The 23468-nt window shown below is 53.5% G+C and carries 22 protein-coding genes; 9 read left to right on the forward strand and 13 right to left on the reverse strand.

Annotated features, from left to right (window positions below; genetic code table 11):
- Positions 1–43 precede the first annotated feature (43 nt).
- Positions 44–202 (reverse strand): DUF3309 family protein, encoded by a 159-nt coding sequence (locus METH11B_RS28440; RefSeq protein ID WP_020482747.1) that lies wholly within the window; start codon positions 200–202, stop codon positions 44–46.
- Positions 203–271: 69 nt separating this feature from the next.
- Positions 272–403 carry a DUF3096 domain-containing protein gene (locus tag METH11B_RS28445; protein WP_020482748.1) on the reverse strand — a complete coding sequence of 44 codons (132 nt, stop codon included), beginning with the start codon at positions 401–403 and terminating at the stop codon, positions 272–274.
- A gap of 468 nt (positions 404–871) precedes the next feature.
- Here METH11B_RS28445 and METH11B_RS0108115 point away from each other — a divergent pair, with 468 nt between their 5' ends.
- Positions 872–1642 carry a Crp/Fnr family transcriptional regulator gene (locus METH11B_RS0108115; protein WP_020485208.1) on the forward strand — a complete coding sequence of 257 codons (771 nt, stop codon included), beginning with the start codon at positions 872–874 and terminating at the stop codon, positions 1640–1642.
- 107 nt (positions 1643–1749) lie between these two features.
- Here the strand turns inward: METH11B_RS0108115 and METH11B_RS0108120 are convergent, their stop codons facing one another.
- The 5 genes from METH11B_RS0108120 to METH11B_RS0108145 all read right to left on the reverse strand — a co-directional run bounded on the left by METH11B_RS0108120 (position 1750) and on the right by METH11B_RS0108145 (position 6173).
- Positions 1750–3096, reverse strand: a complete 1347-nt coding sequence (locus METH11B_RS0108120) for a diguanylate cyclase domain-containing protein (protein ID WP_026601594.1) — start codon at positions 3094–3096, stop codon at positions 1750–1752.
- Between the two features lie 277 nt (positions 3097–3373).
- The gene (locus tag METH11B_RS0108125) at positions 3374–3946 is read right to left on the reverse strand and encodes a cytochrome b (RefSeq protein WP_020485206.1); all 573 of its coding nucleotides are present in this window, start codon (positions 3944–3946) and stop codon (positions 3374–3376) included.
- A 336-nt stretch (positions 3947–4282) separates the two neighbouring features.
- Entirely contained in the window at positions 4283–4696 is a 414-nt protein-coding gene (locus tag METH11B_RS0108130) for a hypothetical protein (RefSeq protein ID WP_026601595.1), read from the reverse strand.
- 187 nt (positions 4697–4883) lie between these two features.
- A complete protein-coding gene (locus METH11B_RS0108140; RefSeq protein ID WP_026601597.1) occupies positions 4884–5768 on the reverse strand; it encodes an OmpA family protein in 885 nt (294 codons plus the stop codon).
- An 18-nt stretch (positions 5769–5786) separates the two neighbouring features.
- A complete protein-coding gene (locus METH11B_RS0108145) occupies positions 5787–6173 on the reverse strand; it encodes a DUF4398 domain-containing protein (protein ID WP_020485203.1) in 387 nt (128 codons plus the stop codon).
- Positions 6174–6555: 382 nt separating this feature from the next.
- Between METH11B_RS0108145 and METH11B_RS0108150 the strand changes: the two genes are divergently transcribed.
- Positions 6556–7104: a PAS domain-containing protein gene (locus METH11B_RS0108150; RefSeq protein ID WP_026601598.1), complete on the forward strand. Its 549-nt coding sequence runs from the start codon at positions 6556–6558 to the stop codon at positions 7102–7104.
- 32 nt (positions 7105–7136) lie between these two features.
- On the opposite strand, the gene METH11B_RS0108155 is transcribed toward METH11B_RS0108150, so the two are convergent.
- Positions 7137–7448 carry a hypothetical protein gene (locus METH11B_RS0108155; RefSeq protein ID WP_026601599.1) on the reverse strand — a complete coding sequence of 104 codons (312 nt, stop codon included), beginning with the start codon at positions 7446–7448 and terminating at the stop codon, positions 7137–7139.
- Positions 7449–7687: 239 nt separating this feature from the next.
- Between METH11B_RS0108155 and METH11B_RS0108160 the strand changes: the two genes are divergently transcribed.
- Entirely contained in the window at positions 7688–8176 is a 489-nt protein-coding gene (locus METH11B_RS0108160) for a septal ring lytic transglycosylase RlpA family protein (RefSeq protein WP_026601600.1), read from the forward strand.
- Between the two features lie 173 nt (positions 8177–8349).
- Here the strand turns inward: METH11B_RS0108160 and METH11B_RS0108165 are convergent, their stop codons facing one another.
- Together METH11B_RS0108165 and shc are read right to left on the reverse strand one after the other, a co-directional pair.
- A complete protein-coding gene (locus tag METH11B_RS0108165; RefSeq protein WP_026601601.1) occupies positions 8350–8712 on the reverse strand; it encodes a hypothetical protein in 363 nt (120 codons plus the stop codon).
- A 7-nt stretch (positions 8713–8719) separates the two neighbouring features.
- Positions 8720–10681, reverse strand: a complete 1962-nt coding sequence (shc, locus tag METH11B_RS0108170) for a squalene--hopene cyclase (RefSeq protein WP_026601602.1) — start codon at positions 10679–10681, stop codon at positions 8720–8722.
- A 390-nt stretch (positions 10682–11071) separates the two neighbouring features.
- Between shc and METH11B_RS0108175 the strand changes: the two genes are divergently transcribed.
- Positions 11072–11800, forward strand: coding sequence for a Crp/Fnr family transcriptional regulator (locus METH11B_RS0108175; RefSeq protein WP_026601603.1), 729 nt, complete (start codon positions 11072–11074; stop codon positions 11798–11800).
- Between the two features lie 90 nt (positions 11801–11890).
- On the opposite strand, the gene METH11B_RS0108180 is transcribed toward METH11B_RS0108175, so the two are convergent.
- Both METH11B_RS0108180 and METH11B_RS0108185 read right to left on the reverse strand, forming a co-directional pair.
- Positions 11891–14095: a putative bifunctional diguanylate cyclase/phosphodiesterase gene (locus METH11B_RS0108180; protein ID WP_026601604.1), complete on the reverse strand. Its 2205-nt coding sequence runs from the start codon at positions 14093–14095 to the stop codon at positions 11891–11893.
- Positions 14096–14343: 248 nt separating this feature from the next.
- Positions 14344–14694 (reverse strand): hypothetical protein, encoded by a 351-nt coding sequence (locus METH11B_RS0108185; protein WP_020485195.1) that lies wholly within the window; start codon positions 14692–14694, stop codon positions 14344–14346.
- A gap of 425 nt (positions 14695–15119) precedes the next feature.
- Between METH11B_RS0108185 and METH11B_RS0108190 the strand changes: the two genes are divergently transcribed.
- Positions 15120–15830, forward strand: a complete 711-nt coding sequence (locus tag METH11B_RS0108190; RefSeq protein ID WP_026601605.1) for a Crp/Fnr family transcriptional regulator — start codon at positions 15120–15122, stop codon at positions 15828–15830.
- Positions 15831–15890: 60 nt separating this feature from the next.
- On the opposite strand, the gene METH11B_RS0108195 is transcribed toward METH11B_RS0108190, so the two are convergent.
- Entirely contained in the window at positions 15891–16259 is a 369-nt protein-coding gene (locus METH11B_RS0108195) for a DUF4870 family protein (RefSeq protein WP_020485193.1), read from the reverse strand.
- Positions 16260–16570: 311 nt separating this feature from the next.
- On the opposite strand from METH11B_RS0108195, the gene METH11B_RS0108200 reads away from it, so the two are divergent.
- From METH11B_RS0108200 to METH11B_RS0108220, 4 genes are all read left to right on the forward strand, one after another.
- Positions 16571–18001, forward strand: coding sequence for an efflux transporter outer membrane subunit (locus tag METH11B_RS0108200; RefSeq protein ID WP_026601606.1), 1431 nt, complete (start codon positions 16571–16573; stop codon positions 17999–18001).
- Entirely contained in the window at positions 18001–19122 is a 1122-nt protein-coding gene (locus tag METH11B_RS0108205; protein ID WP_026601607.1) for an HlyD family secretion protein, read from the forward strand. Before METH11B_RS0108200 ends, METH11B_RS0108205 begins: the two co-directional genes overlap by 1 nt.
- Positions 19119–21866: a ribosome-associated ATPase/putative transporter RbbA gene (gene rbbA, locus METH11B_RS0108210; RefSeq protein ID WP_026601608.1), complete on the forward strand. Its 2748-nt coding sequence runs from the start codon at positions 19119–19121 to the stop codon at positions 21864–21866. The genes METH11B_RS0108205 and rbbA overlap by 4 nt, the downstream gene beginning before the upstream one ends.
- Before the next feature lie 333 nt (positions 21867–22199).
- Positions 22200–23324 (forward strand): ABC transporter permease, encoded by a 1125-nt coding sequence (locus METH11B_RS0108220; protein ID WP_026601609.1) that lies wholly within the window; start codon positions 22200–22202, stop codon positions 23322–23324.
- Positions 23325–23468 lie beyond the last annotated feature (144 nt).

The following is a 23468-nucleotide window of genomic DNA, read 5'->3' on the forward strand; positions in this document are numbered from 1 at the left end:
GGCCGAAGGGAATCGAGCCCAACGTTTCTTTGGAGAGGTGTAACTAGATTCTGCCGAGTACCAGTAGAATCAATATGATGATCAACACCAAGCCTAAGCCGCCGCTGGGTCCATAGCCCCAAGAACGGCTGTGCGGCCAAACCGGGATTACGCCCAGCAACATCAGGATCAGTATGATGAGTATCAGTGTGCTAAGTGACATGGTAGTGCTCCTTAAGGAGTGAGGACGTTAACGTGAAACTGTGCAGAACAGCTCGAACTAAGCATGCACCTAGCGGTGTATCAACCCCAACACTCCCACGACAATCAAATAGACCGCCACGAAATAATTCAGAAACCGGGGCACGACTAAAATCAAAATGCCGATCACCAGCGCCAGTAAGGGTTCGATTGCCAGATTCATGATAAACCTCCGCGAATAGTGGAGATCAGAGCTTAACCCGATGATCTGGCAGGGTCTGTACGCTATCGCACACACCTCGCCTTTAAGCCAATGCCGTTAAATTAAGCACTCATAGGTGAAAATTTATTCGCACCAAAGAGGGGTGTTCGGGATTGGCGGCCTGGGCCATATGGGTATCAAGTTGGCGGACGCGAGGGGCAGGCATGTGGTCGCCTTCACAAAATCCAAGTCCAAGCGCGAGGCGGGCAAGGTACTGGGCACAGATGCGGCTGTGATCGGGCGATCTCTGGCAGGTTGTTGAAATTCTCGATGGCGATACGCAAAGCGGTACAAAAAGCTGACTATGCCGAATGCTAATATTTGTATTTCAATGAGTTGTAGTTGGCGGAGGTAGCATTCGGTATACTGATTAAGGTTCTGTATAGAATTTCAACAGCCTGTTAACCTTTCAGTTCCAAAAGAGTCTAAATGCCCGCCAAACCTGAGCCGCAACACAATCATCTTCTCGCGGCCTTGTCGCCGGACGTGCAAAGCCGTTTGTTTCCTTACCTGGAACTGGTACCGTTGCCATTGCGCGCGCTGCTGTATGAATCCAGGCGGCCCATGCGCCACGTTTACTTTCCCACAGACTCTATAGTGTCGCTGCAATATATGATGGAAAACGGCGCATCGACCGCGATCTCCGTGGTGGGCAATGAGGGCTTGCTGGGCATCACCTTGTTTTTGGGCGGCGAGAGCACACCGAGCCGGTCGATGGTACAGAGTGCCGGTTTTGCTTATCGGCTCCCCAGGCTACAGGTGAAACAGGAATTCAACCGCCACGGCCAATTGTTGATGCTGATGCTGCGCTACACGCAAGCCTTGATCACGCAAATCTCGCAAACCGCGGTGTGCAACCGGCAGCACTCGATCGACCAGCAGCTCTGCCGCTGGCTCCTGCTTTCCATGGATCGCCTGTCTCACAACCACTTAACCATGACACAGGATTTCATCAGCAACATGCTCGGTGTGCGCCGCGAAAGCGTCACCCAGGCCGCGCTAAATTTGCAGCAGCGGGGGGTGATTTCCTATTCGCGCGGGTTAATCAAGGTGCTCGACCGGCCGAAACTTGAAACGCTGAGTTGCGAGTGCTACAGCGTGGTCAAGAAGGAAACGGATCTGCTGCTCGATTACCTGCCGCAGCGCCGCGTGATCACGAATCCCGATACTATCCCCACTGCGACGCTTCCTACGCTGTAGGCCATGAGCCTTCACTAAAAAGAGCGCCTGAACAAAGATGGACAGGTCTTGCAGCAGCACGTTTAGCTAACAATTGCTGTTACACGACAGCAACCCTGCGTCCGCCATTAGCCCATTTGGTGGGTCTGATCCGGCGAGAAAAAGTTGACCTGATTCCGTCCCTTGTTTTTCGAGGCATACATTGCCGAATCCGCATGATTCACCAACTCGGTGGCATAAGTCGTATCCTGCGGAGAGAGCGACACGCCGATACTGGCCGAGATTTGAATGGTATGGTTGCCAAGATCGAAGGGTTCGGCCAGCCGTTGCCGAATTTTTTCGGCGACGATTTCAACGTGCTCCGGATTTTGTAAGTTCTTCAAGATAACGATAAATTCATCGCCCCCGATACGCGCAGCGGTATCGCTTTCCCGAACACAGGCGTGAATGCGTTCTGCTGTTTGCTTTAACAAACTGTCGCCAGCCTCATGGCCGAATTGATCGTTGATTTCCTTGAAATAATCCAAATCAATAAACAGCAGTGCAATGGGCGAACCAAAACGGTGGGAGTGTTTGACGGATTCTTCCAGCCGATGGGTGAAAAAGCTGCGATTGGGCAATCCGGTCAAATCATCATAGTTGGCCTTAGTCCAGTTATTATGTTCCGAGGCTCTACGTTCGGTGACGTCGTGTCCTATACAGACGACTGACTCTACCTCACCGTCTTTGTTGAACACCGGTGTAAATACATAGTCATGCCAGACCGGTTTTCCGGAGCTGGCTGTATAGGGCGCTTCCCGGCTAACGGACCCTTTGGAACGAATCACCTGTTCAACTTGTCCCTGTAGCTCTGCCGCAATCGGCACGTGCAGATCGTAGCAATTTTTTCCTATCATTTCCTCCATCGTCAGACCGAATAAATCCTTCAGTTGTTTATTCGCATACACAAACCTGCCGTCAAGATCGAAGCTAAAGATTAGATCGGAACCACACGCCAGTATGGTCTCGAACATGCGTGAGTCATATTCTTTTTCGGTCGAGTAACCGACCACCGACTCGGTGATAGCTTGATCGATGGCTTCGTTGAAGCGGATCAGATCGCCCAAGTCGGTTTCTGCATTAATCTGCTTGAAATCCTGCTTTATCCAGAGTCTGGTCACACTGGCACGCAGGGCACGAAATTCGGAGACCGTGGAATTGAGGCTGAAACCTGCCGCTAAACGTTCCGATCCATGCGTGGTTGCCGCGGTTACGGAACCATCGGAGATTTGTTGACCCTTTGCCTTTTGGCTTTGATCCTTCGCGGACTGGGGACGAGCCAGATCAGCGGCAATCGTGAGCAGCATCTGTCTGAGGTGATCGCCCAATTCGCGCTTATTCATGCCGTCCGCGTCCGGCAGGTAGTTTGCGGCGAATTCTTCCCACTCATGCAGGATACCTTCAAGATTTTCAAGGATAAATTTATCAAGGCGCATAGTGGTCTCGTTTTCTATAAGTGTTGCCGGGCCAGGAGGTCGGATCGTCAGGCTCTAAACCCCAAGCGTTTAGTTCGGCGCCCGGACCGTCGGGCATTTTTCTCGACCATCCGGGTTCTGAGCACTAACGATGCCGAAAATAGCGGCGACGGCCAGCTTCGGCGCGCGAACCATCGAGCAGATAACTCAGACAGCCAAGCTCAAAGCTTGAGGGATGAAGCAAATAACTCGAACGCCGGAGTTTAGGCAACAACGTTATTCGATTTGACGGGCTCGGTTATTCCGGCAAATCCTTGGTGGAATCGCCGCACTTCGGCAACATTCGCCGCAGGGTATTGTCGCGCAGCATATAGTGATGATACAGCGCGGCGGCGCTATGCAAACCGATCAGAAAATAACCCAATGTACCGACGGTTTCGTGAAAACCCTCTATCAATTCGGCAAAGCTCTTACTTTCGCCGATCAGCGCCGGCAGTTGTAAGCCAAAAAATGGAATTGGTTTGGCTTCGGCGCTGAGTAGCAACCATCCCGACAAGGGCATGACTATCATCAGCGCGTATAGAGTCAGATGCATGCTGCGACCCAGCAGATTTTGCCAGCGCGGCGGTTCGGGTTGGATAGCCGGATACCGCCCTTGAAACATAAACAGCAAGCGCGGTCCAATCAACACCAATAGGCTTAGACCCAGCATAAAATGCCAGGCTTTCATGGCCTCGCGCGGATCGCTGCCCTTGGGAAACAGTTCGCGTAGTTCGATGCTGGCGTAAATCGCGACAAACAACAATACGATTATCCAGTGCAGCGCCATTGAGAGCGTGCCGTAACGTTCGGTGTTATTTAGCCATTTCATGGATTTCCTCCGTGTATTTGGGACATTTCAATGTCGCAGCTGGTAGATTCGATTACTTCGCAGTGCTGCGAAACTGAATTAATCTTAGCAGGAACGGGTAAAGTCCACGATGATCGTGTGGTTCAAATATTACGCTAGAGCTGGCTTAGTAGCTGTGCGCTTTTGCTCCCTGTGGCCGTCATTCCCGCGAAAGCGACCGCGAAGCGAATCCAGCGTGCAAATGGACTCCCGCCTGCGCGGGAGCGACGATATTAAAGGCCGGGTTAATACTTGGCCGCACACTCTGCGATTGAATGTATTGCGGGCTCTTGTAGGAATCACGCTTAGCTGACGATTCTAGTTATTGGGCCAAGTAAACAACAGTGGCGACCGGTGTTTGTTGTCTATCGTTACACTTTTGCGGATCTCTTGTCCTTCATGTTCGGCGCTAATTCGATACCGTCCGGGTTTGAGTTTAGCAAACAATATCGGGCCATCGGCGACCGTTTCCAGTACGGTCTGATTATTTGCGCCGCTAATCCTGACGGCCACGTCGCTGAGATACTCGCCGGAGCCTTGCATGGAAAATTGCAGGCTCAGATTGTAATCTGAGCGCACCGCTTGCAGCGCATCCCGTTCATCGCCGCCTATCCCGCCGCTGACAAAAACCACGTCGCCTTGGGTTTGGGTGCGCAGTGGCGATGAATCCGCACTAGCGGAAAAGCTGTAGACAAGCCAAGGCAAAATCAGTGCATAGTGGATTAGTTTCATGGTCTTTGCTCCGTGGTCTGGGAATGCTGGGTGCCGTACAAGCTTGTCCCGAGCGCGAACTGAGCGCTCAGCCCGAACGGAATGCCTGCGTTAAATTGGGCCGAGCTAAGCATGTCGTCGCTCCCGCGAAAGCGGGAGCCCAGTGACATCAAGCTGTACCCGGTAATGGCGAATTGTCTAAATAGCACTAACGCGCGGCAATATTACCCTTTTCGTCCGACATGATAATTTCCACTCGGCGATTCAACTGCCGGCTGGATGCGGTATCGTTACCGGCAACCGGATATTCCTCGCCGTAACCGCGCGTTCTGACTCGGTCACTGTTCACACCGGCGTCCACCAAAGCGGTGCGCACTGCATAAGCGCGACGGTCGGAGAGTTCCAGATTATGTTCGTCGCTACCCCGGCTGTCGGTATAGCCTTCGACCAATACCTTATAGTCGGGATATTCCTTTAGGAAGTCGCCTATTTTGTCGACATTGCGCATTCCGCCGGATTGCAGCTGCGCTTTATTGGTTCGAAACAACACGTCGCCCAAGGTAATCACCAAACCGCGTGCGGTTTTCTTCGCATTCAGTTCGTTAATCAAGATTTCCTGTTGCGCAATCAAGGCCTCGTCGCGCTCGCTATTGATACCGGCGATGACCAATTCCGTTGCTTGCCGGTCTACGGTCAGTTGACTGGCCGCCGCTTGGCGTTTGGCGGCATCCGCTTCCGCGGTTCGGGCATCGAGACGCACCTCGTTGCGCTTGGCTTCGGCACTGTTGACCGCCTTTTCCGCGGTTTTACGCTTGGCGGTTACCTGCGCGATGGCCACTTGTTGGTTAGCGATATAGGCCAGATGGGTGACGCTTTCATCATCGTCGTCCTTTGCGTAAGCGTCGTCGGCCTTTTTCAGGGTATCCGACGCCTGCTTCATTTCCAGCTCTGCCAGCGTGCTGACGTCGGAATTGATACGGGCGTTGTTATAACTGTTGTGAGCATCGATTAAGGATGCATTGGGCACCGAGCTACAGCCGGCAGCAACCGCAGCGGCAAGCAGGGTTAGGGATAAATATCGATAGGTATGCATAATGGTCTCCATTGTGAATTATTGGGTTACGCGATTGAGTTCTTCGCGTAACACGCGATTGCCTTCCTGCAGCTCGCTAGCAGCCTTTTGCGCCTTGGCAGCACGAGCGGTAGAGGCCGCAAGTTGAGCATCAACCTGGGCTTGTTCGGCTTGCTGTCTGGCCATTAGATAATCTTCGCGCGCCATCGCCCGTTCGGCGGCGTCCATTTTTTCCATGGCCGCTCGCAAAGCTACCGGTGCAAATTCGTTGCCGCCGGCGCTATTGGCGCTGTTCACTGCCGCCTTGGACACCGCCATTTGTTCGGTCGGTGCCGGAATGCTCGCGCAACCGACGGCAAACAGCGCCGCGATCAGGCTTACGCCATAGATCGTCGTTAACGATCCGGGGTATGTAATTGTTTTCATGATTTTTTCCTGTGAGTTAAACATCGAATAGCATCGCTAACCGGCTTTCCAGGCTAGGCCGTTGCGGCTGGCTAGCGATTCGCCCTGTGAAATTTTTGCGCCCCGGGCCGGATCGGGTGGTAGGATTAGCGGAGTCGCGGGCTGGGAAAGCGTTGTAAGGAATTAGACGCCTTTGTGCGATGAAACACAGTTCGTTAGCGTACATAAGCCAAACCGACCGGTTCATCGACAGGTTCGACCCGACAGTTTTGCCAAGCAACAGATAGCGGTCATGCACTGCCGTCATTCATACCAATCGACTAAGCTCGGCGCAAACCGCAGCCATCCTTTTTTGGTGACTACCTACACAATTGGTCGGCCCCTCGACCTGGAGAACCAAGGCATGGACCAAAAATGGGATGGAATCGAGCGGCGTAAGTCGCTGAGAAAGGCAGCCGAAGCCATGGTGGCAAACTTATCGCCCGAGCAGCTTCGGGCTAAACCGGCCGAAATGCTGCTGCACGAATTGTTGGTGCACAAGATCGAACTGGAAATGCAATTCGACGAGTTGCAAAGAATAGATGTTGCTTTGACCTCAGCGCGAGACCGCTACCGAGATCTGTACGACTTCGCCCCGATTGGCTATATCGTTATCGATTCCGCAGAACAAATCGATGAAATTAACCTGACGGGCGCCGCATTACTGGGTATCCCGCATGGATCATCACTCAAGCTGCGGTTCTCGAAATTTGTGGCTGTAGAAGATCATCAGCGTTGGTCTCTGCAGTTCCGAAACATGATGGATTTGGTTACGACCGAGAGACTGGCTCTGGATTTAGAGATGATGCGCCACGATGGAACGCGGTTTACCGCCCATCTTGATTGCCAACACCGAGAACTTGGCGATGCATCGGTGTTGCTGGTCTCTATAACGGAGATAGGCAAATCCTGAATCGACTTCGGTCCGCCAAACCGCACACCATCCTACTGATGGGTATCAGGCAAATACAAGCTTTGAATTAGCCTTCTTTCTTCGCTGGTTAACACCACTCGGGAATATTTTTGGGCAGCGCGCTGCTGTTCGGACGCCTGTGTGTGTCGTCTATCCGCCATACGCCTGTCCTCCGCGCGCCGCATATGGTCGCGACGGTCGGCTTTCGGCCAAGCTACATAAGCGTTTTTGATATTCTCCAGCCACTCCGGTGAACCAAACGGATAGTCAGTCTGCCGTCTGTCGCGTAATCGGCGTGTTTGCACCGACCGGCGCGCTTGTGCTCGCAATTCATGGGCGCTCATATCCCGCTTCCTCCTCCGGTGTCTAAAAACAGGCTGTTTCATTAGCTTCAAATTATGCGCTTACCTGATACACGAATATGTACGGAAAGACACATAGGCGGAATTTGCTTGGCCGTGTCAGCAAATCGATTTGTGCACTATCGATCCTGCACGTTGGGCGCAAAACTAGGTACGTTAGCGCACAGACTTGCCGGTCGATTCGGCGCATGTTTTGCCTATAAAACAGCAGGAGAATGGGCATGGCAACGCATCGTAGAATTTCGGGATTTATAGGCGCATTACTGATTGGATTATGGGCTAGCTCCGGTTGTCGCTCGGATCGCTCCAACGAGCAAGCTCCACAGCAGTCGCCGGATCAAGCAGGCGTTCCCAAGGAAACTAAGCATAAGGAAGTCGGCGAAGCATCGTGGTATGGACCCGGCTTCCACGGCCAGGAGACGGCCAGCGGCGAGACTTTCGATCAGAAAAAACTCACCGCCGCGCACCCGAGTTTGCCCATGGGAACCAAAGCCACCGTGACCAATCTGGATAACGGTAAAAAAGTAGAAGTGACCATCAACGATAGAGGCCCGGCGGCCAAGGAAGATAGAGCAATAGACCTTTCCAGCAGTGCGGCGAACAAGCTGGATATGAAAAAAGACGGCACTGCACAGGTCAAGATCGAGACTAAATCCACCAAGAAATCCCGCACGAAAATCGACAAAGCCAAACTCGCGGCAAAGCCTTAATAAGCTATTCAGCGTGCAGTATCAACACCAAGCTCCGGCTGGGGCGAGGGGAATCAAAACAAGATTACTTTTATTGATTTAAATCTCCTCTCCATCAGGAGAGGGAACAGACTTTTGGCAACTTGCGAGGATTTCGAGTCGCCGAGAGTAATCGAAACCTTTGAAACTTTATTTTATTGCTTCTGCAGGAAGTACCAGAGCGGCACCAGCATACCCACGCCAGCCACCACACCCGCTACCCAAATCAGTATTCTTCCGAATACCGATATTAGAAAGTCCATACCTGCCTGATCGGTTGGAAAATAGACCAAGGGAATCCGGGTTTTCAGTTGTTTTGGCGCAAAGCTTCGCACATCGAGCACGAATACCGACCCAGTCAGCAGCGCGTAGATCACAAAAAATGCCACAACTTGCGGGTCGGCAATGCCAACACCCAGTAAACCGCTGGTGTTAAGGATGGCAAGCAAGGTCAGCGGTGCCGATAGCGACAAGCCGGCGACAAATGCGCTGGTTCGGGTTGCATGAGGAAAGGCCATAATGGTTTTATCCGCTTGCCCGCGCGTTGCGATAACGAGCCAGAGCCCACAACGGAAAGAATTTGTCGTAACCGTGATATTTCAGATAAAAAAACTTCGGAAAACCCGGCGCGTTAAAACAGTCGTCGTGCCAGAAGCCGTCGGCCTGTTGATTTCTCAGCAGATAATTCACGCCGTCGCTGACTTCCAGGCAGTCTGTTTCCTCAGCGGCCAGCAAAGCCATGACGGCTAATGCCGTATGAAATGCGGTACTGCATTCGAATTCACCGCGAATCCTGGGGTCGTGATAGCCGATATTGCCCTCGCCCCAGCCGCCATCGGCGCGTTGCTTGGATTTCAACCAAGTCACGGCCCGACGCACGCTGGCGTCGCTCGCAGGAATGCCGGCTGCGGCAAATCCCAGCAACACCGACCAGGTGCCGTAAATATAATTGGTGCCCCAGCGCCCGAACCAAGAACCCTCGACCTCCTGCTCGGCACGTAAATAAGCGACGCAGCGGTCGATAACAGGGCGATACTGCGGCATGTCCAGTTTACCCAACAGCATGATGCAACGGGCACTAACATCGGCAGTTGGCGGGTCTAACAGCGCACCATGGTCGGCAAACGGAATTTGGTTTAAATAATAATGATCATTGTCGGCATCGAAAGCCCCATAGCCGCCATTGCGCGATTGCATGCCGCTAATCCAGTGTGCGGCGCGCCGGATATTCTCGGTAAATTCCGGCATCTCGGCTTGCTGCATCGCATACGCCACCACGGCGGTATCGTCCACATCCGGATAATAACTATTGCCGAATTGAAAAGCCCAACCGCCGCCGGCCAAGTTCGGGCGTTGTACACGCCAGTCGCCCGGCTCATCGCTCAATTGCTTGCTCGCCAGCCAGCGCAAGGCCGCTTGCGTGGCTTTTAGACTCTGCGGATCGCGCTCGTGACTGTCGGCCTCCTGCAAGGCCAGCACCGCCAAACCGGTATCCCAGATCGGCGACACGCAGGGCTGGCAATAGGCCGTATCATCTTTCACCACCAACAATTTATCGATAGCCGCCCTGGCGATTTGCCGCTGGGCGTTGTCCGGCGGAATCCCCAGATAATCCATCGCCTCGTAAGCATTGACCATCGCGGTAAATATCGCCCCCAGCCCATCGTAGCCGTTTAGCCGCGCCATGAACCAATCCGTAGCTTTGGCGGTGGCCTTGCGGCGGATAAAGCCGGGTAGCAATGGCTCCAACAGTCGGCCAATTCGATCCAGCACTAAGATGGCTTTGCCTAGCGGCGTTTTGACATGGGAAAAATAATGGTTTTCCAAGTTTGCCGGCGTTAGAAACAACTCGGCAATATCAATCTTGTGCGGATTGCGCGCTTTGACCTGATAGGTACAGAGAATGGACAACGGCACCATCACGGTCCGCGACCAATACGACACTTTGTCGATATGAAACGGAAACCATTTGGGTAACAGCATGATTTCCACCGGAATAAACGGCACGCCGCGCCAGGGGATTTGTTGAAACATTGCCAGCATGATGCGGGTAAACACATTGGCCTTCGCCGCGCCGCCGTGCATCAATATCCACTCGCGGGCTTTGATCATATGCGCCGCGTCCATGCCATCGCCCGCCATTTTTAACGCGTAATAGGCTTTGATAGTGCAACTAAGGTCGCCAGGGCCGTCTTTGTACAGCGGATAACTACCGTCCGCGCCGGCCTGGCTGCGCAGGAAGTTGGCGATTTTAGCTTGCAAGGCCGTGTCGATCTCGGCCATGTAATGCATCATCAGAATGTATTCGGCGGGGATGGTGCAATCGGCTTCCAGCTCGAACACCCAATAACCGGCCGGGTTTTGTAAGCTCAGCAAGCCGGCCTTGGCTAATGCAATACCGGCATCCGGATTTACCGGTTCAGCACCGCCAGGCATATTCGCGTGGCTGACATCCGCACCGGATAGTGACGAGTTTTCTATTAGCATGATTTAGTTCTCTGATTTCACTGAGCAGGTAGGCATTTCACGCGGCATCCAATCTGGCAAAAAGCCGCTCAAAAAAAACCGCCGCAACTGAAGAACGTTGCTGCGGCGAGTCGCACACATGGTCATGGAGGCCCTGTAAAGTGAAGAGCGATGCAGGCTTAGGTTAAATATCGCGTTAGCCTGATTCGTAGATAGACAGGGTAATAGCCTGGTTAATTCCGGTCTGTACGTTACCGCACATAAGCCTGTTTGCGCTCTGCGCACAAAAAGCCCAATTGCTCTGTTCCTTAGCGCACAGAGAGGAATTTCATTTCTAAATACAATTAAGGTTTACACTAGCACCGATTGCAGGAGCCAATCTATTTTGTCCGATAACTACCTAGGCAGCAGATGACCGATCTCGATAGCCCGCAATACAACCATTTGCTAAAAGTGTTACCGGAAGCGGAATACGAACGACTGTTACCGCACCTGGAACACGTGGAGATGCCGTTGGGAGAAGTAATTTACGAATCCGGCGGCGAGCTGCGTTACGTCTACTTCCCCACTACCTGTATCGTCTCCTTGCTGTATGTGATGGAGAACGGCGCATCGGCGGAAATCGCCGTGGTCGGCAACGACGGCATCATCGGCGTAGCCTTGTTCATGGGCGGCGGCAGCATGCCGAACCGCGCCGTGGTGCAGAGCGCCGGCCACGCCTATCGCTTGCGCGGGCAACTAATGATGCAGGAATTCAACCGCTACGAAGGCATGTTGCATTTGCTGCTGCGTTATACCCAGGCGCTGATCACGCAGATGGCGCAAACCGCGGTGTGCAATCGGCACCATTCGGTGGATCAACAGCTCTGTCGTTGGTTGTTGTTAAGCATGGACCGGCTGCCGTCGAACGAATTGACCATGACCCAGGAATTGATCGCCAACATGCTGGGCGTACGGCGCGAAGGCGTTACCGAGGCCGCCGGGAAACTGCAACATGCGGGATTGATCCATTACAGCAGAGGGAAAATAACGGTGCTGGATAGGCCGGGTTTGGAAGCGCGGGTTTGCGAATGCTACCAGGTGGTGAGAGCCGAGTCGGATAGGCTTCTCCCCCCCCCCCCCCCCCCGATGATGAATTAATGGCCTTGTGACAAGGCGAGCTTGCAGGTGCGAAGATATTCGCACTAACCGCCTTTATAGGCCGAATGAATCGGCCCTACCACGGACACCTCAAAGTTGGCTCTGCAACAACGCAGAAAACTCCGCAGCCGCCAGCGCCGGGCTTTTCAAATAGCCCTGATAAAAATCGCAGCCATGTTCTTGCAGAAAATCCAGTTGTTCTTGGGTTTCCACGCCTTCCGCCAACACTTGCAAACGCAAGGTATGGCCCATACCGATAATCGCCGAGGCGATTTCTTTGTCGTCTTCCAACTGCGGAATGTCGTCGATAAAAGTTTTATCGATTTTCAGAATGTCTAACGGAAAATGCTTGAGATAAGCCAGCGAAGAATAACCGGTGCCGAAATCGTCGATGGCCAGCCGCACACCCAAGGCCTGTAGCTTACAGAGGACCAACACCACCTCCGTTTCCCTCTCCATCAACGCGCTTTCGGTTAATTCCAACTCTAACAGCTCGGGCGGAAAGCCGGTTTGGCTGAGTATCGCAGCAATACTGGCGGCTATGTCGCCATGCCGTAGCTGATGCGGCGACAGATTGACCGCCAGTTTGATCGGCGCTAACCCAGCATCCAGCCAACGCCTACCTTGCCTACATACTTCCTTTAACACCCATTCACCGATCTCGGCTATCAGGCCGATTTCCTCGGCCACCGGGATGAACTGGCTGGGCGGTATCACGCCCTCCTCCGCATGATGCCAGCGCAACAAGGCTTCCGCGCCGATAATGCGGCCCGTGCTGATGTCTACTTGCGGTTGATAATAAACCAGTAATTCTTGACGACGCAGCGCCCGCCGCAATAACGACTCCAAATTGATACGGCGCAAGGCCGCTTGGGTCAGGTCTTCCGAGAAATATTTAAAATTACCGCGCCCTTCCGCTTTGGCGCGATATAAAGCCGCGTCCGCGTGTTGCAAAAGCTCTTCGGAGCTGTTGCCATGTTCCGGCAGTAAACTGATGCCTATGCTGACACCAACCCGCACTTCGGAACCGTTGGACAAACGCCACGGTTCGTTGAGCGATTCGATAATCTCGGCGGCTACCAGCGCCGCATCCTGCGGATGCGCCAAATCTTCCAGCAATATGGCAAATTCGTCGCCGCCCAGACGGGTCACGGTGTCGATGCCGCGCAGCCGGCTGCTTAATTTTGCCGCCACTTGTTGCAGCAATTCGTCGCCGGCCAAATGGCCGAAGCTGTCGTTAACGTCTTTAAATCGATCCAGATCGAGCATCAACAAGGCCGCCGCTTTCCGTTCGCGGCGCGACAAGCCTATGCAATGTTCCAGGCGCGCAAACAATAACAAACGATTAGGCAAACTGGTTAGAGGATCGTGGTGAGCCAAAAACTCCAGGCGGGCGACTGCATCCTTGAGCTGGGAAATATCGGAAAACACCCCAACGTAATGCGTCACCCGATTATTTTCGTCGCGTACCGCGCTGATGCTGAGCATTTGCGGATAAATCTCGCCATCCTTGCGCCGATTCCAAATTTCGCCTTGCCAATAACCGCTGTCGTTAATCTGCCCCCACATATCCACGTAAAAGGCTTGGTCCTGCCGGCCGGACTTCAGGGTTTTCGGCGTTTTTCCTAACACTTCATCCGCCGAATAGCCGGTTAATTCGCTAAAAGCCCGATTAACCACCAAAATCCGCATATCGGCATCGGTAACCATCACGCCTTCACGGGCGGTTTCGAACATGGCCGCCGCCTGGCGTAAAAATTGGTCTTTGGTTTTTTCCCGACTAACGTCGCTGATTACAATCCGCAGAATCTGCTCGCCATCTGCGGCAATCGCCAGATTCATTTCCAGTCTGACGCAGAAATCGTCGCCGTCCGCCTTCACAAAATTAAGCTCACAGGTCTGCGCTTGCTTGCTTTCGATTAGCGCTTTGCGGTGCAGATAATAAATGTCCTGGTCGGCAAAGGCGATGTAGCGGCTTAGGACTTGGGAATGCAAAGCATGGCGCGGCACGCCCAGTAATTGAGTGGCGGTAAGATTGGCTTCCAGGATGATGTCTTGCGCACTGACGGTCAAATAGCCTACCGGCGCCAAATCGTATAAATCGAAATAACGCGCCTGTGATACCGCCAACTCGTCTTGCGTGTGGCGTAAATTTTCGATGACTGTTTCCAGTTCAATCTGATGCACCAGCAACTCATGCAGCAAGCGCTGTTCGTCGATTGGCGATTTTTTGCTTTTCAGCGGACGAGCGGCGAGCTTTTGCTCGGCATAGCGGCGTAAGTCGGCGGGATTCATAACGAGATGGGCATTACATATATTGCTTTAAGTTGCGGGTCTTCGTGTTTGTGACCAACAGTTGAATAGTAGCACCAATCCGCATCTTCCCCCGCTTAGTTTCTTCCCCTTCATCGGCATGACAAAGCCTCCCCAAGCCAAAACGGTGAATCCATATCGTTGAGCACCAGCCACAAAAAAAGCCGGTGATGACCGGCTTTGTAGATGTACTAAAACATTAAACTGTTCTTTAACGGATAGCGTACTTATTACTGCCCGTTAACCTTTGCCAATTTCATTTCTTCAATGCCTTGTTCAACCTCGGCAATACCTTCTTGCAAGTTGCCGGCTTTAGCGGCTTTTATCGCCGCTTTTAATTTGGCGTTAGCCCGTTGCAGACGAATGGAGCTACCCTTTTCATTTTGAACTTTCATTGCCTCCCAAGCGACCGTAGCGCTCTCTATAAAGGCTTTGGTATCGCCGGTCTTGCCTACTTCCAAGGCGTTGTTGGATAGAGCGAGCAGATTGGTAAAGCTTTCGTTCAACGGACTACCGGCGGCATGCGCGGCCAATGATCCGAAAGATAACAGCAATGCCATTAAAAAGTGTCTAATTTTCATAAATTTACCCGGTGTATATATTCTATAAAGGTGCAAAATAACCACTATCGCTCGCTTAAATAAAAGCTGCTCAAGAGCTGGCATCCTGCTCTAAAACCGCGACGACCGAACTATTACTGAATGTCTACATCCCGGCTGCTGGGTGATTCCACCTAAGCTGGCACTAGATTACGGCAGCGCCTTGCTGAAGTCTGTACGCTGGGGCACATACGCCGGAACAAATCAAAACTAATCTTATGAACCGGAACCTGCTTAGTTAGTTGTAAGTAAGTGCGCTAACATACAGACAAGCAATTCCCGAACCGCTAACCTGCCCCCCAAACAGCTGGCGTAAAGCCGCTGACCAGCACCGGCATAGCGATTTACATCTGTTCGCATCTGTTATCTTCTGTCGGGCTACCTCAACACACCGCCGGAGAACGCTAGTGTCGTCCATACCCGCTGTTCCCGCGGCCAATCGCCTCTTGAATGCCCTACCGGATAGTGACCGCCAGCACTTGCTTGCCCACTGCGAACCGGTCGATCTAAGCTTTGCGGAAGTGCTCTATCTAGCTGGCACCAAGATTCCGCATGTGTATTTTCCAATCGATAGTTTTATTTCCCTGGTAACGCCGGTCGATGGCGATACCGGTCTGGAAGTGGGCTTAATCGGGGACGAAGGTATTTTGGGCATCACCCTGACATTGGGTGTCGATATCGCGCCATTTCAAGCGCTGGTGCAAGGCGCAGGTTCGGCATTGCGTATAAGCGTACCTTTGTTTTTACAGGAACTGGAACGTAGCAGGCCCTTACAGCTGGAGTTAAAACGCTACTTATATGTATCCATGAGTCAATTGGCGCAAACCGCGGCCTGCAACCGCTTTCATCTGGTGGAAGCGCGTCTGGCGCGTTGGTTGCTGATGACGCATGACCGCGCGCACGCCGACACATTCCATGTCACGCATATTTTCCTGGCCTATATCTTGGGTGTACGGCGAGTCGGCATCACCAAAGCCGCGCTGTCCTTGCAGGAACAAAAGTTGATCAGCTATCGGCGCGGGGATATTACGGTTCTGGATCGTGGCGGCCTGGAAGGCGCTGCTTGCGAATGCTATCGAACCGAGCGGGACACTTACGAGCGTATTTTAGGGACTTGATGAAGCGGGGCTTAGCCAGCGCCGATGTTGACGACGTTGGCCAAGCGAGTCTGCGATGGTTTAACTCAGATCTTGCAAAGACTTCTCGGCAGTCAAATTTGTCCAGCCAATGACGATTCTGTAGATCAGCAACAGTAAGGTCGGAAGCAACACAATCAAGCTAAGTTGTATGTCCAGCATCAACACTAGACCGGACAAGGCAAAGCCTGCCAACGTCACCCAGACGGTTTTGATCTGCCAATTAAAATGCGATTCCAGCCAAGTGCCTTTGACATTGTTGCGGTAGAAAAAATTAATCGCTACGCCGACTAATAGCGGTAAGCCGGCAAAGGCAAAGGTTAATACTTGGCATAGATAGACTGTTGCAGTCAGTTTTTTCAACGCTGCGAAATCTTCGGTGGGTTTTTCGTTTGTAATTGTCGTGTTCATGACTACTTACCTCTTAGTGAAAAATATATCCGCGCTCTGGGGAATCGATTACCCCCGCAGAGCGTTGTAAGGCGGCGGCAAACTCTATGCCAGACTCTAGGCTTAAAAAAATCCATCGTCTGTACGCTATCGAACATATCTGCCACACATTGGTTCAACAAAAAATGGGTCAAGTTAAGTACGCTAACGCACAGACCTGACTTACCTCAACCATTACGCTGCTTGGGTAAGATTCATACAGGACCGTGCCATGGAACGTACTAAATCTGAGTTATTCAGGCAGCGTCTAGCTCATCGGTTTCAAGAGCCCAATGCCGCATAAGCCGGCATGGATAATCATCTTGATCGCTGCTGGCGGTTGTACCGTTGGCCCGGATTACCGTGAACCGACAACGGATGTTCCGGTTAGTTGGCAGGCTGAAAGCAGCAAGCCGGCCATAACAACATCAGACCCCAAGCCCTTGCAAAACTGGTGGCTGCGCTTTAACGATGTGTCCTTGAATGCATTGATGGCCAAAGCCTTGGCCGGCAATCTGGATCTAAAAATCGCCCTGACCCGAATCGATCAGGCCCGAGCCGAACGACGCGGCACGCAAGCAGAGTTATTCCCCACCGTAAATATTAAGGCCGGTGCGCAACGCCAGGACAACCCATTACCGGCCTTGGCGCCAGGACTTCGTTACAACATGTTCGAACTGGGTTTCGACGCGCTATGGGAAATCGACTTATTCGGCCGCCAACAACGGCGTCTGGAAGCGGCTTTGGCCGAGCTTGATGGTGCAAACGCCGGCTACCGGCAAACGCTGGTCACACTGAGCGCGGAGCTGGCCCGCGGTTACGTCGAATACCGCAGCACCCAGAACCAACTACGCATCACCACTTCTAATCTACAAACCCAGCAAGCCACGCTGTCACTCACCGAAAAACTGTTCAACGAAGGCGTGGTTGCTCGCCATGAAGTGGTACGCGCCCGCGCGCTGACCGAAACCACGATGGCGCAAATTCCGGCCTTGCAAGCCAAACTGACCGGCTTGCTGCGGCAACTGGAACTGCTGATTGGCGCGCATCCCGGCACTCTGGCGCTTGAGTTAAGCGAGTTGGGCGCGGTACCGCAGGCAGCGGGCATAGACCTGTTGACCTCACCGGCAGCAACGCTACGCAACCGGCCGGATTTGCAAATCGCCGAGCGCAAGCTGGCCGCCGCCACTGCACTGCAAGGCGCGGCTGTCGCTGAACTGTTTCCGAAAATTTCCTTGTCCGCCTTTCTTGGCCTGCGCAGCACGGACTTGGAATCCTTATTCAAATCGGCGGCTTTCTCCTATGGCACCGCCGCCAATCTACTGCAACCTTTACTCAATTTTGGCAGGGTCCGCGCCGGCATCGATCTGGCCGACGCGCGGCAACAGGAAGCTTTTCTGACCTACGAAAAAACCGTGCTTGAAGCGCTGCGCGAAACCGAAACCGTGTTGAGTAGATATTTAAATGAAGAGCAGCGCCGACAGTTACTAGCCAGCTCCACGCTGGACTTGCGCGAATCGCTGAGGCTGTCGCAACTACGCTATCAGGAAGGCGTCATCTCGTTCTTGGATGTGCTGGACTCGCAACGCAGCCTGTATGCCGCCGAAATCGAACTGGCCCGCTCCGAAGCAGACACTTCCACCCATCTGATTGCGGTGTATAAAGCCCTGGGCGGCGGCCCGGATATTAGCACCGTGCAATCGCAGCTTTCCGAGGATCAATAATGGCTAGCGTAAAGGAACCGGCCAAACCGGAAACCGCAACTGCACCGCCGACGAAACCGGCTCGCTCAATACGCAAGTTCATCTTGCCGGGCCTGGCATTGCTAGCCGTAGCGATTCTGGTTTGGTGGTGGTTGCGCCCTGCCCCGCTGCCGGAAGCCATTGTCACCGGCAATGGCCGCATCGAAGCCACCGAGATTGACATTGCCACCAAAACCGCTGGCAGGATTATCGAGATTTTGCCGCATGAAGGCGATTTTGTAGCATCCGGCATGGTGCTGGCGCGGATGGACACCCAAGTATTACAAGCGCAGCAAACTGAAGCACAAGCCCAAGTTCGCCACGCTGAAAGCGCCCGAATCACCGCCAAGGCAGTCATCGTGCAGCGCCAAAGCGAACGCAACGCCGCGCTTGCGGTGGTGGCGCAACGCCAAGCCGAATTCGATGCCGCCAACAAACGCTTAAAACGTTCGCAACGCCTGGTCGGCGAAGGTGCAACGCCGCAACAGGAAGTCGATGACGATCAGGCTAGAGTGCTGGGTATGCAGGCGGCGATCAATGCCGCGCAAGCTCAGGTCGCCGCGGCGGGTGCCGGTATCGAAGCGGCGAAATCGCAGGCGGTAGCTTCACAAACCCTAATCGAAGCCGCCCAGGCGACCGTTAGTCGTTTACAAGCCGATATTGAAGACAGCGTATTGAAAGCGCCGCGTGACGGTCGCATCCAATACCGGGTCGCCGAGCCCGGCGAAGTGTTGGCGGCCGGTGGCCGGGTGTTGAACATGGTCGATCTCGCCGACGTATATATGACTTTTTTCCTGCCTACCGAAGCGGCCGGCAAGGTCGCCTTAGGGAGTGAGATCCGACTGGTGCTGGATGCAGTGCCGGACTTGGTGATTCCGGCCACAGCCAGTTTTGTCGCTAGTGTCGCCCAGTTCACCCCCAAAACGGTGGAAACCGAAACCGAACGCCTGAAGTTGATGTTTCGGGTGCGCGCCAGACTCGATACGGAATTGCTGAAACGCCATCTCAATCAAGTCAAAACCGGTGTGCCCGGCGTGGCCTATGTGAAGATAGACTCGAAAGCAGAGTGGCCGGCCAATCTGGCTATCAAACTACCGCAATGAATACCTCAGTCGCAGCCAAACCAGTGGTGAGCATACACAACCTAAGTTTGCGCTACGGCGAACAGTTGGCATTGGATAATCTGAATCTGGATTTGCCGGCCAATCAAATGCTGGGCTTGATCGGCCCAGACGGCGTCGGCAAGTCCAGCCTGATGTCCTTGCTGACCGGCGCACGGAGAATACAACAAGGCAAGATCGAGGTGTTGGGCGGTGACATGGCCGATGCCAGCCATCGCCGCGCCGTGTGTCCGCGCATTGCTTATATGCCGCAAGGGCTGGGCAAAAATCTTTACCTAACGTTATCGGTGTTCGAAAACGTCGATTTCTTTGGCCGGCTGTTTGGTCAACAGCAAGCCGAGCGCGAGCAACGCATCGCCGAATTACTGAAGAGCACCAACCTGGAAACCTTCCGCGACCGCCCTGCCGGGCAATTGTCCGGCGGCATGAAACAAAAACTGGGTTTGTGCTGCGCCTTGATCCACGACCCTGACCTGTTGGTGCTGGACGAACCTACCACCGGCGTCGATCCGCTGTCGCGCGCCCAATTTTGGGAGCTGATCGCCCGCCTGCGTCAGCGCCGCGCTGGGATGAGCGTGCTGGTTTCTACGGCGTACATGGACGAAGCCGAGCGCTTTGATTGGCTGGTGGCGATGGATGCCGGCAAGATACTGGCAACCGGCACCGCCGCCGAACTGCGTGCGCAAGCAAAAGCCGATAGTTTGGAAGAAGCCTTTATCTTATTGCTACCGGAAGCCAAACGCCGCGGCCACCATGCCATCGTGATTCCGCCAAGGCAAAGCAGTGGCGAGGATATCGCTATCGAAGCACATGATTTAAGCATGCGCTTTGGCGAATTTCTGGCGGTGGACAATGTCAGCCTGCGCATCGCCCGCGGCGAGATTTTTGGATTTCTGGGCTCCAACGGCTGCGGCAAATCCACCACTATGAAAATGCTCACCGGCTTGTTGCAACCAAGCTCAGGAACGGCTTTATTGTTCGGACAGGTGGTCGACGCCGGCAATCTGGCCACTCGCAAACGGGTGGGTTATATGTCGCAAGCCTTCTCACTGTATTCCGAACTGACGGTCAGGCAAAACCTGGAACTGCACGCCAAGCTTTTTCATCTGCCGGCCACGGAAATCCCTGGCCGGGTTGCCGAAATGGCTCAGCGCTTCCAGCTCGATGCGGTTTTGGATACCTTGCCCGATGCACTGCCGCTCGGCATTAGGCAACGCCTGTCGTTGGCGGTAGCGATGATCCACCGACCGGATCTGTTAATTCTCGATGAGCCGACTTCCGGTGTCGATCCTATCGAGCGCGACCGCTTCTGGGAAATGATGATAGAACTGTCGCGCCACGACCAGGTCACTATTTTTATTTCCACCCACTTCATGAACGAAGCCGAGCGTTGCGACCGCATCTCGCTGATGCACGCTGGCAAGGTGCTGGCCAGCGATACGCCTGCGGCCTTGGTGAAAGATAGCGGTCACGCAACGCTTGAGGAAGCCTTTATCGGCTATTTGCAAAAAGCTAGCGGTAGCGAGGCAGACGCCGAAGCATCTACCGAAGCAGCGGTGGTGGTGTCCCCGCAAACCCAAGCCGAGCAAGCCGGCGCCGGCTTTAGTTTGACCCGTCTTTACAGTTACACGCTGCGCGAAGCTTTGGAGCTACGCCGCGACCCGATCCGCGCTTCGATTGCTTTGGTCGGTACCTTGTTTCTGATGTTTACCTTCGGTTACGGCATTACCATGGATGTGGAGGACTTGCGCTTTGCGGTACTGGACCGCGACCAAACCACGCTGAGTAACAATTACGCGCTGGATTTGGGTGGCTCACGTTATTTTCTGCCCAGGCCGCCACTGGCCGATTACGCCGAACTCGATCAACGCATGCGCAGCGGCGAACTGAGTTTGGCATTGGAAATACCGCCCAACTTTGCCAGAGATTTGGAGCGTGGCGATCAAGTCAAGATCGGCGCCTGGATAGACGGCGCCATGCCGACCCGTGCCGAAAACGTCATCGGCTATGTGCAAGCCATGCACCAGGGCTGGCTAATGGAAATGGCCCGCAGCCGCAGCACCACCCGGCAGCCCGCCGGCTTGATGAAAATAGAAACCCGCTTTCGATACAACGCCGACGTCAAAAGCTTGCCGGCCATGGTGCCGGCGGTGATACCCATTTTGTTGATGCTGATCCCGGCCATGCTTAGCGCTCTTAGTGTGGTCCGCGAAAAAGAACTGGGATCAATATTAAATTTATATGTCACCCCAGTGACCAAATTTGAGTTTCTGGTCGGCAAGCAGTTGCCCTACATCGCAGTCGGTATGCTGAATTTTTTACTGCTGTCTATCCTGGCAATCTTTGTATTTGGCGTGCCTTTCAAAGGCAATTTTCTGACTTTGACAGTCGCCGCCCTGCTTTATGTCACGGCCTCGACCGGCATAGGCCTGCTGATTTCCACCTTCACCAACAGCCAAATCGCGGCCATCTTCGCCACCTTTCTGACCACCTTTATCCCCTCCACCCGCTTTTCCGGGATGATAGATCCGGTGTCTTCGCTGGAAGGCGGCGCCCGGCTGATGGGCGAAACCTTCCCCGGCGCCTACTTCCTGACCATATGCCGCGGCACATTTTCCAAAGCCCTGGGTTTCGCCGAACTCGGCCCATCGCTATGGCCACTGGCGCTGGCAATCCCGATTATCGTCGGACTGAGCGTGCTGCTGTTGAAAAAACAGGAACGTTGATGACTTTTAATAAATATTCACGACTGATATCAAGGGATGTGGTTTGTCTCCCGTTATTCCGCCCCGAGCATCGCAGCTTTTGGCGAACAAGGCCCGCAGGGGAGCGGCAGGGATGCCGCTCGTTTTCGGAGGGGCTGGGAAGCCCCTTCCGAAAACCCTCGCCAAAAGCGAGAAGCGCAGGATTAAGGCGGAATCCGGGTGGCCTTTCTTTTGGTGACTTTTCTTTGGCCAAACAAAGAAAAGTCACTCGGCTGTCGGTCCGAGCACCGACATATAAACAGCCGTCGCGACAGCGACACCTATACCAAGCCGCCTTGGAATATTGAGTAACAAATGGAAACCCTACTCAACATCTACTACCTAGGCATCAAAGAACTCCGCAGCCTCAGCCGCGACACCATGATGCTGGTAATGATCCTATTCTCCTTCACCGGCCAAGTTTATCTGATCGCCACCGGCGTGCCCCAATCCTTGCACAAAGCGCCAATCGCCATCGTCGACGAAGATCGTTCGCCACTATCCACCCGCATCATCAACGCCTTTTACGAACCCTACTTTTTAACGCCGGTGATTATCGATCAATACCAAACCGATCATGGCATGGACGTTGGTTTATATAGTTTTGTTCTGGATATTCCCTCGCATTTCCAACGCGACATGTTGGCCGGCCGGCAGCCGGCGCTGCAATTGAATATCGACGCGACACGCATCTCGCAGGCCTTCATCGGCAATACCTATATCCAGACCATTTTAAACGGTGAAGTCAACGCCTTTGCCCAAGGTCATCGGGCCATCGTGACCTTACCCGTAGAGTTGGAGATCAGAACCCGCTTCAATCCCAATTTAAGCTCGGTGTGGTTCGGCTCACTAATGGAAGTGGTCAACAGCATCACCACTCTGTCCATAATTTTGACCGGCGCGGCACTGATCCGCGAGCGCGAGCATGGCACGATCGAGCATTTGCTGGTGATGCCGCTGACACCATTTGAAATCATGTCCGCCAAGGTTTGGTCGATGGGTTTAGTCGTGGTAGTGGTAGCGACCACCTCTATCATTTTTGTGGTGCATGGCTTACTGGAGGTACCGATTCAAGGCTCGCTGAGCTTATTTATTTTGGGCATGTTGCTGCATCTATTTGCCACCACTTCCTTAGGCATCTATTTGGGAACCTTGGCGCGTTCAATGCCTCAATTAGGATTATTGATGCTGATCATCTTGCTACCTTTGCAAATGCTGTCCGGTGGCATGACACCCCGCGAAAGTATGCCGGTGCTGGTGCAAAACATCATGCTCGCAGCCCCGACCACCCATTTCGTGTCATTGGCGCAGGCTATTTTGTATCGAGGGGCCGGGTTAAGTATTGTTTGGGCTGATTTTTTGGCTTTGATTGGGATTGGTGGAGTGTTCTTTGCGCTGGCTTTGAATCGGTTTCGTAACACTATTAGTTCGATGGTTTGAGGGATTTGGTGTCGCTAGCGCGACGGCTAGTTTTAAAGTCGGGTCTCGGCCCGACAGCCGAGATACTTTCTTTTGATTGGCCAAAAGAAAGTATCCAAAGAAAAGGCCACCCGACATTCCACCTTAATCCTGCGCTTCTCGCTT

This window comes from Methylomonas sp. 11b, assembly GCF_000515215.1.
Classification (GTDB): Bacteria; Pseudomonadota; Gammaproteobacteria; order Methylococcales; family Methylomonadaceae; genus Methylomonas.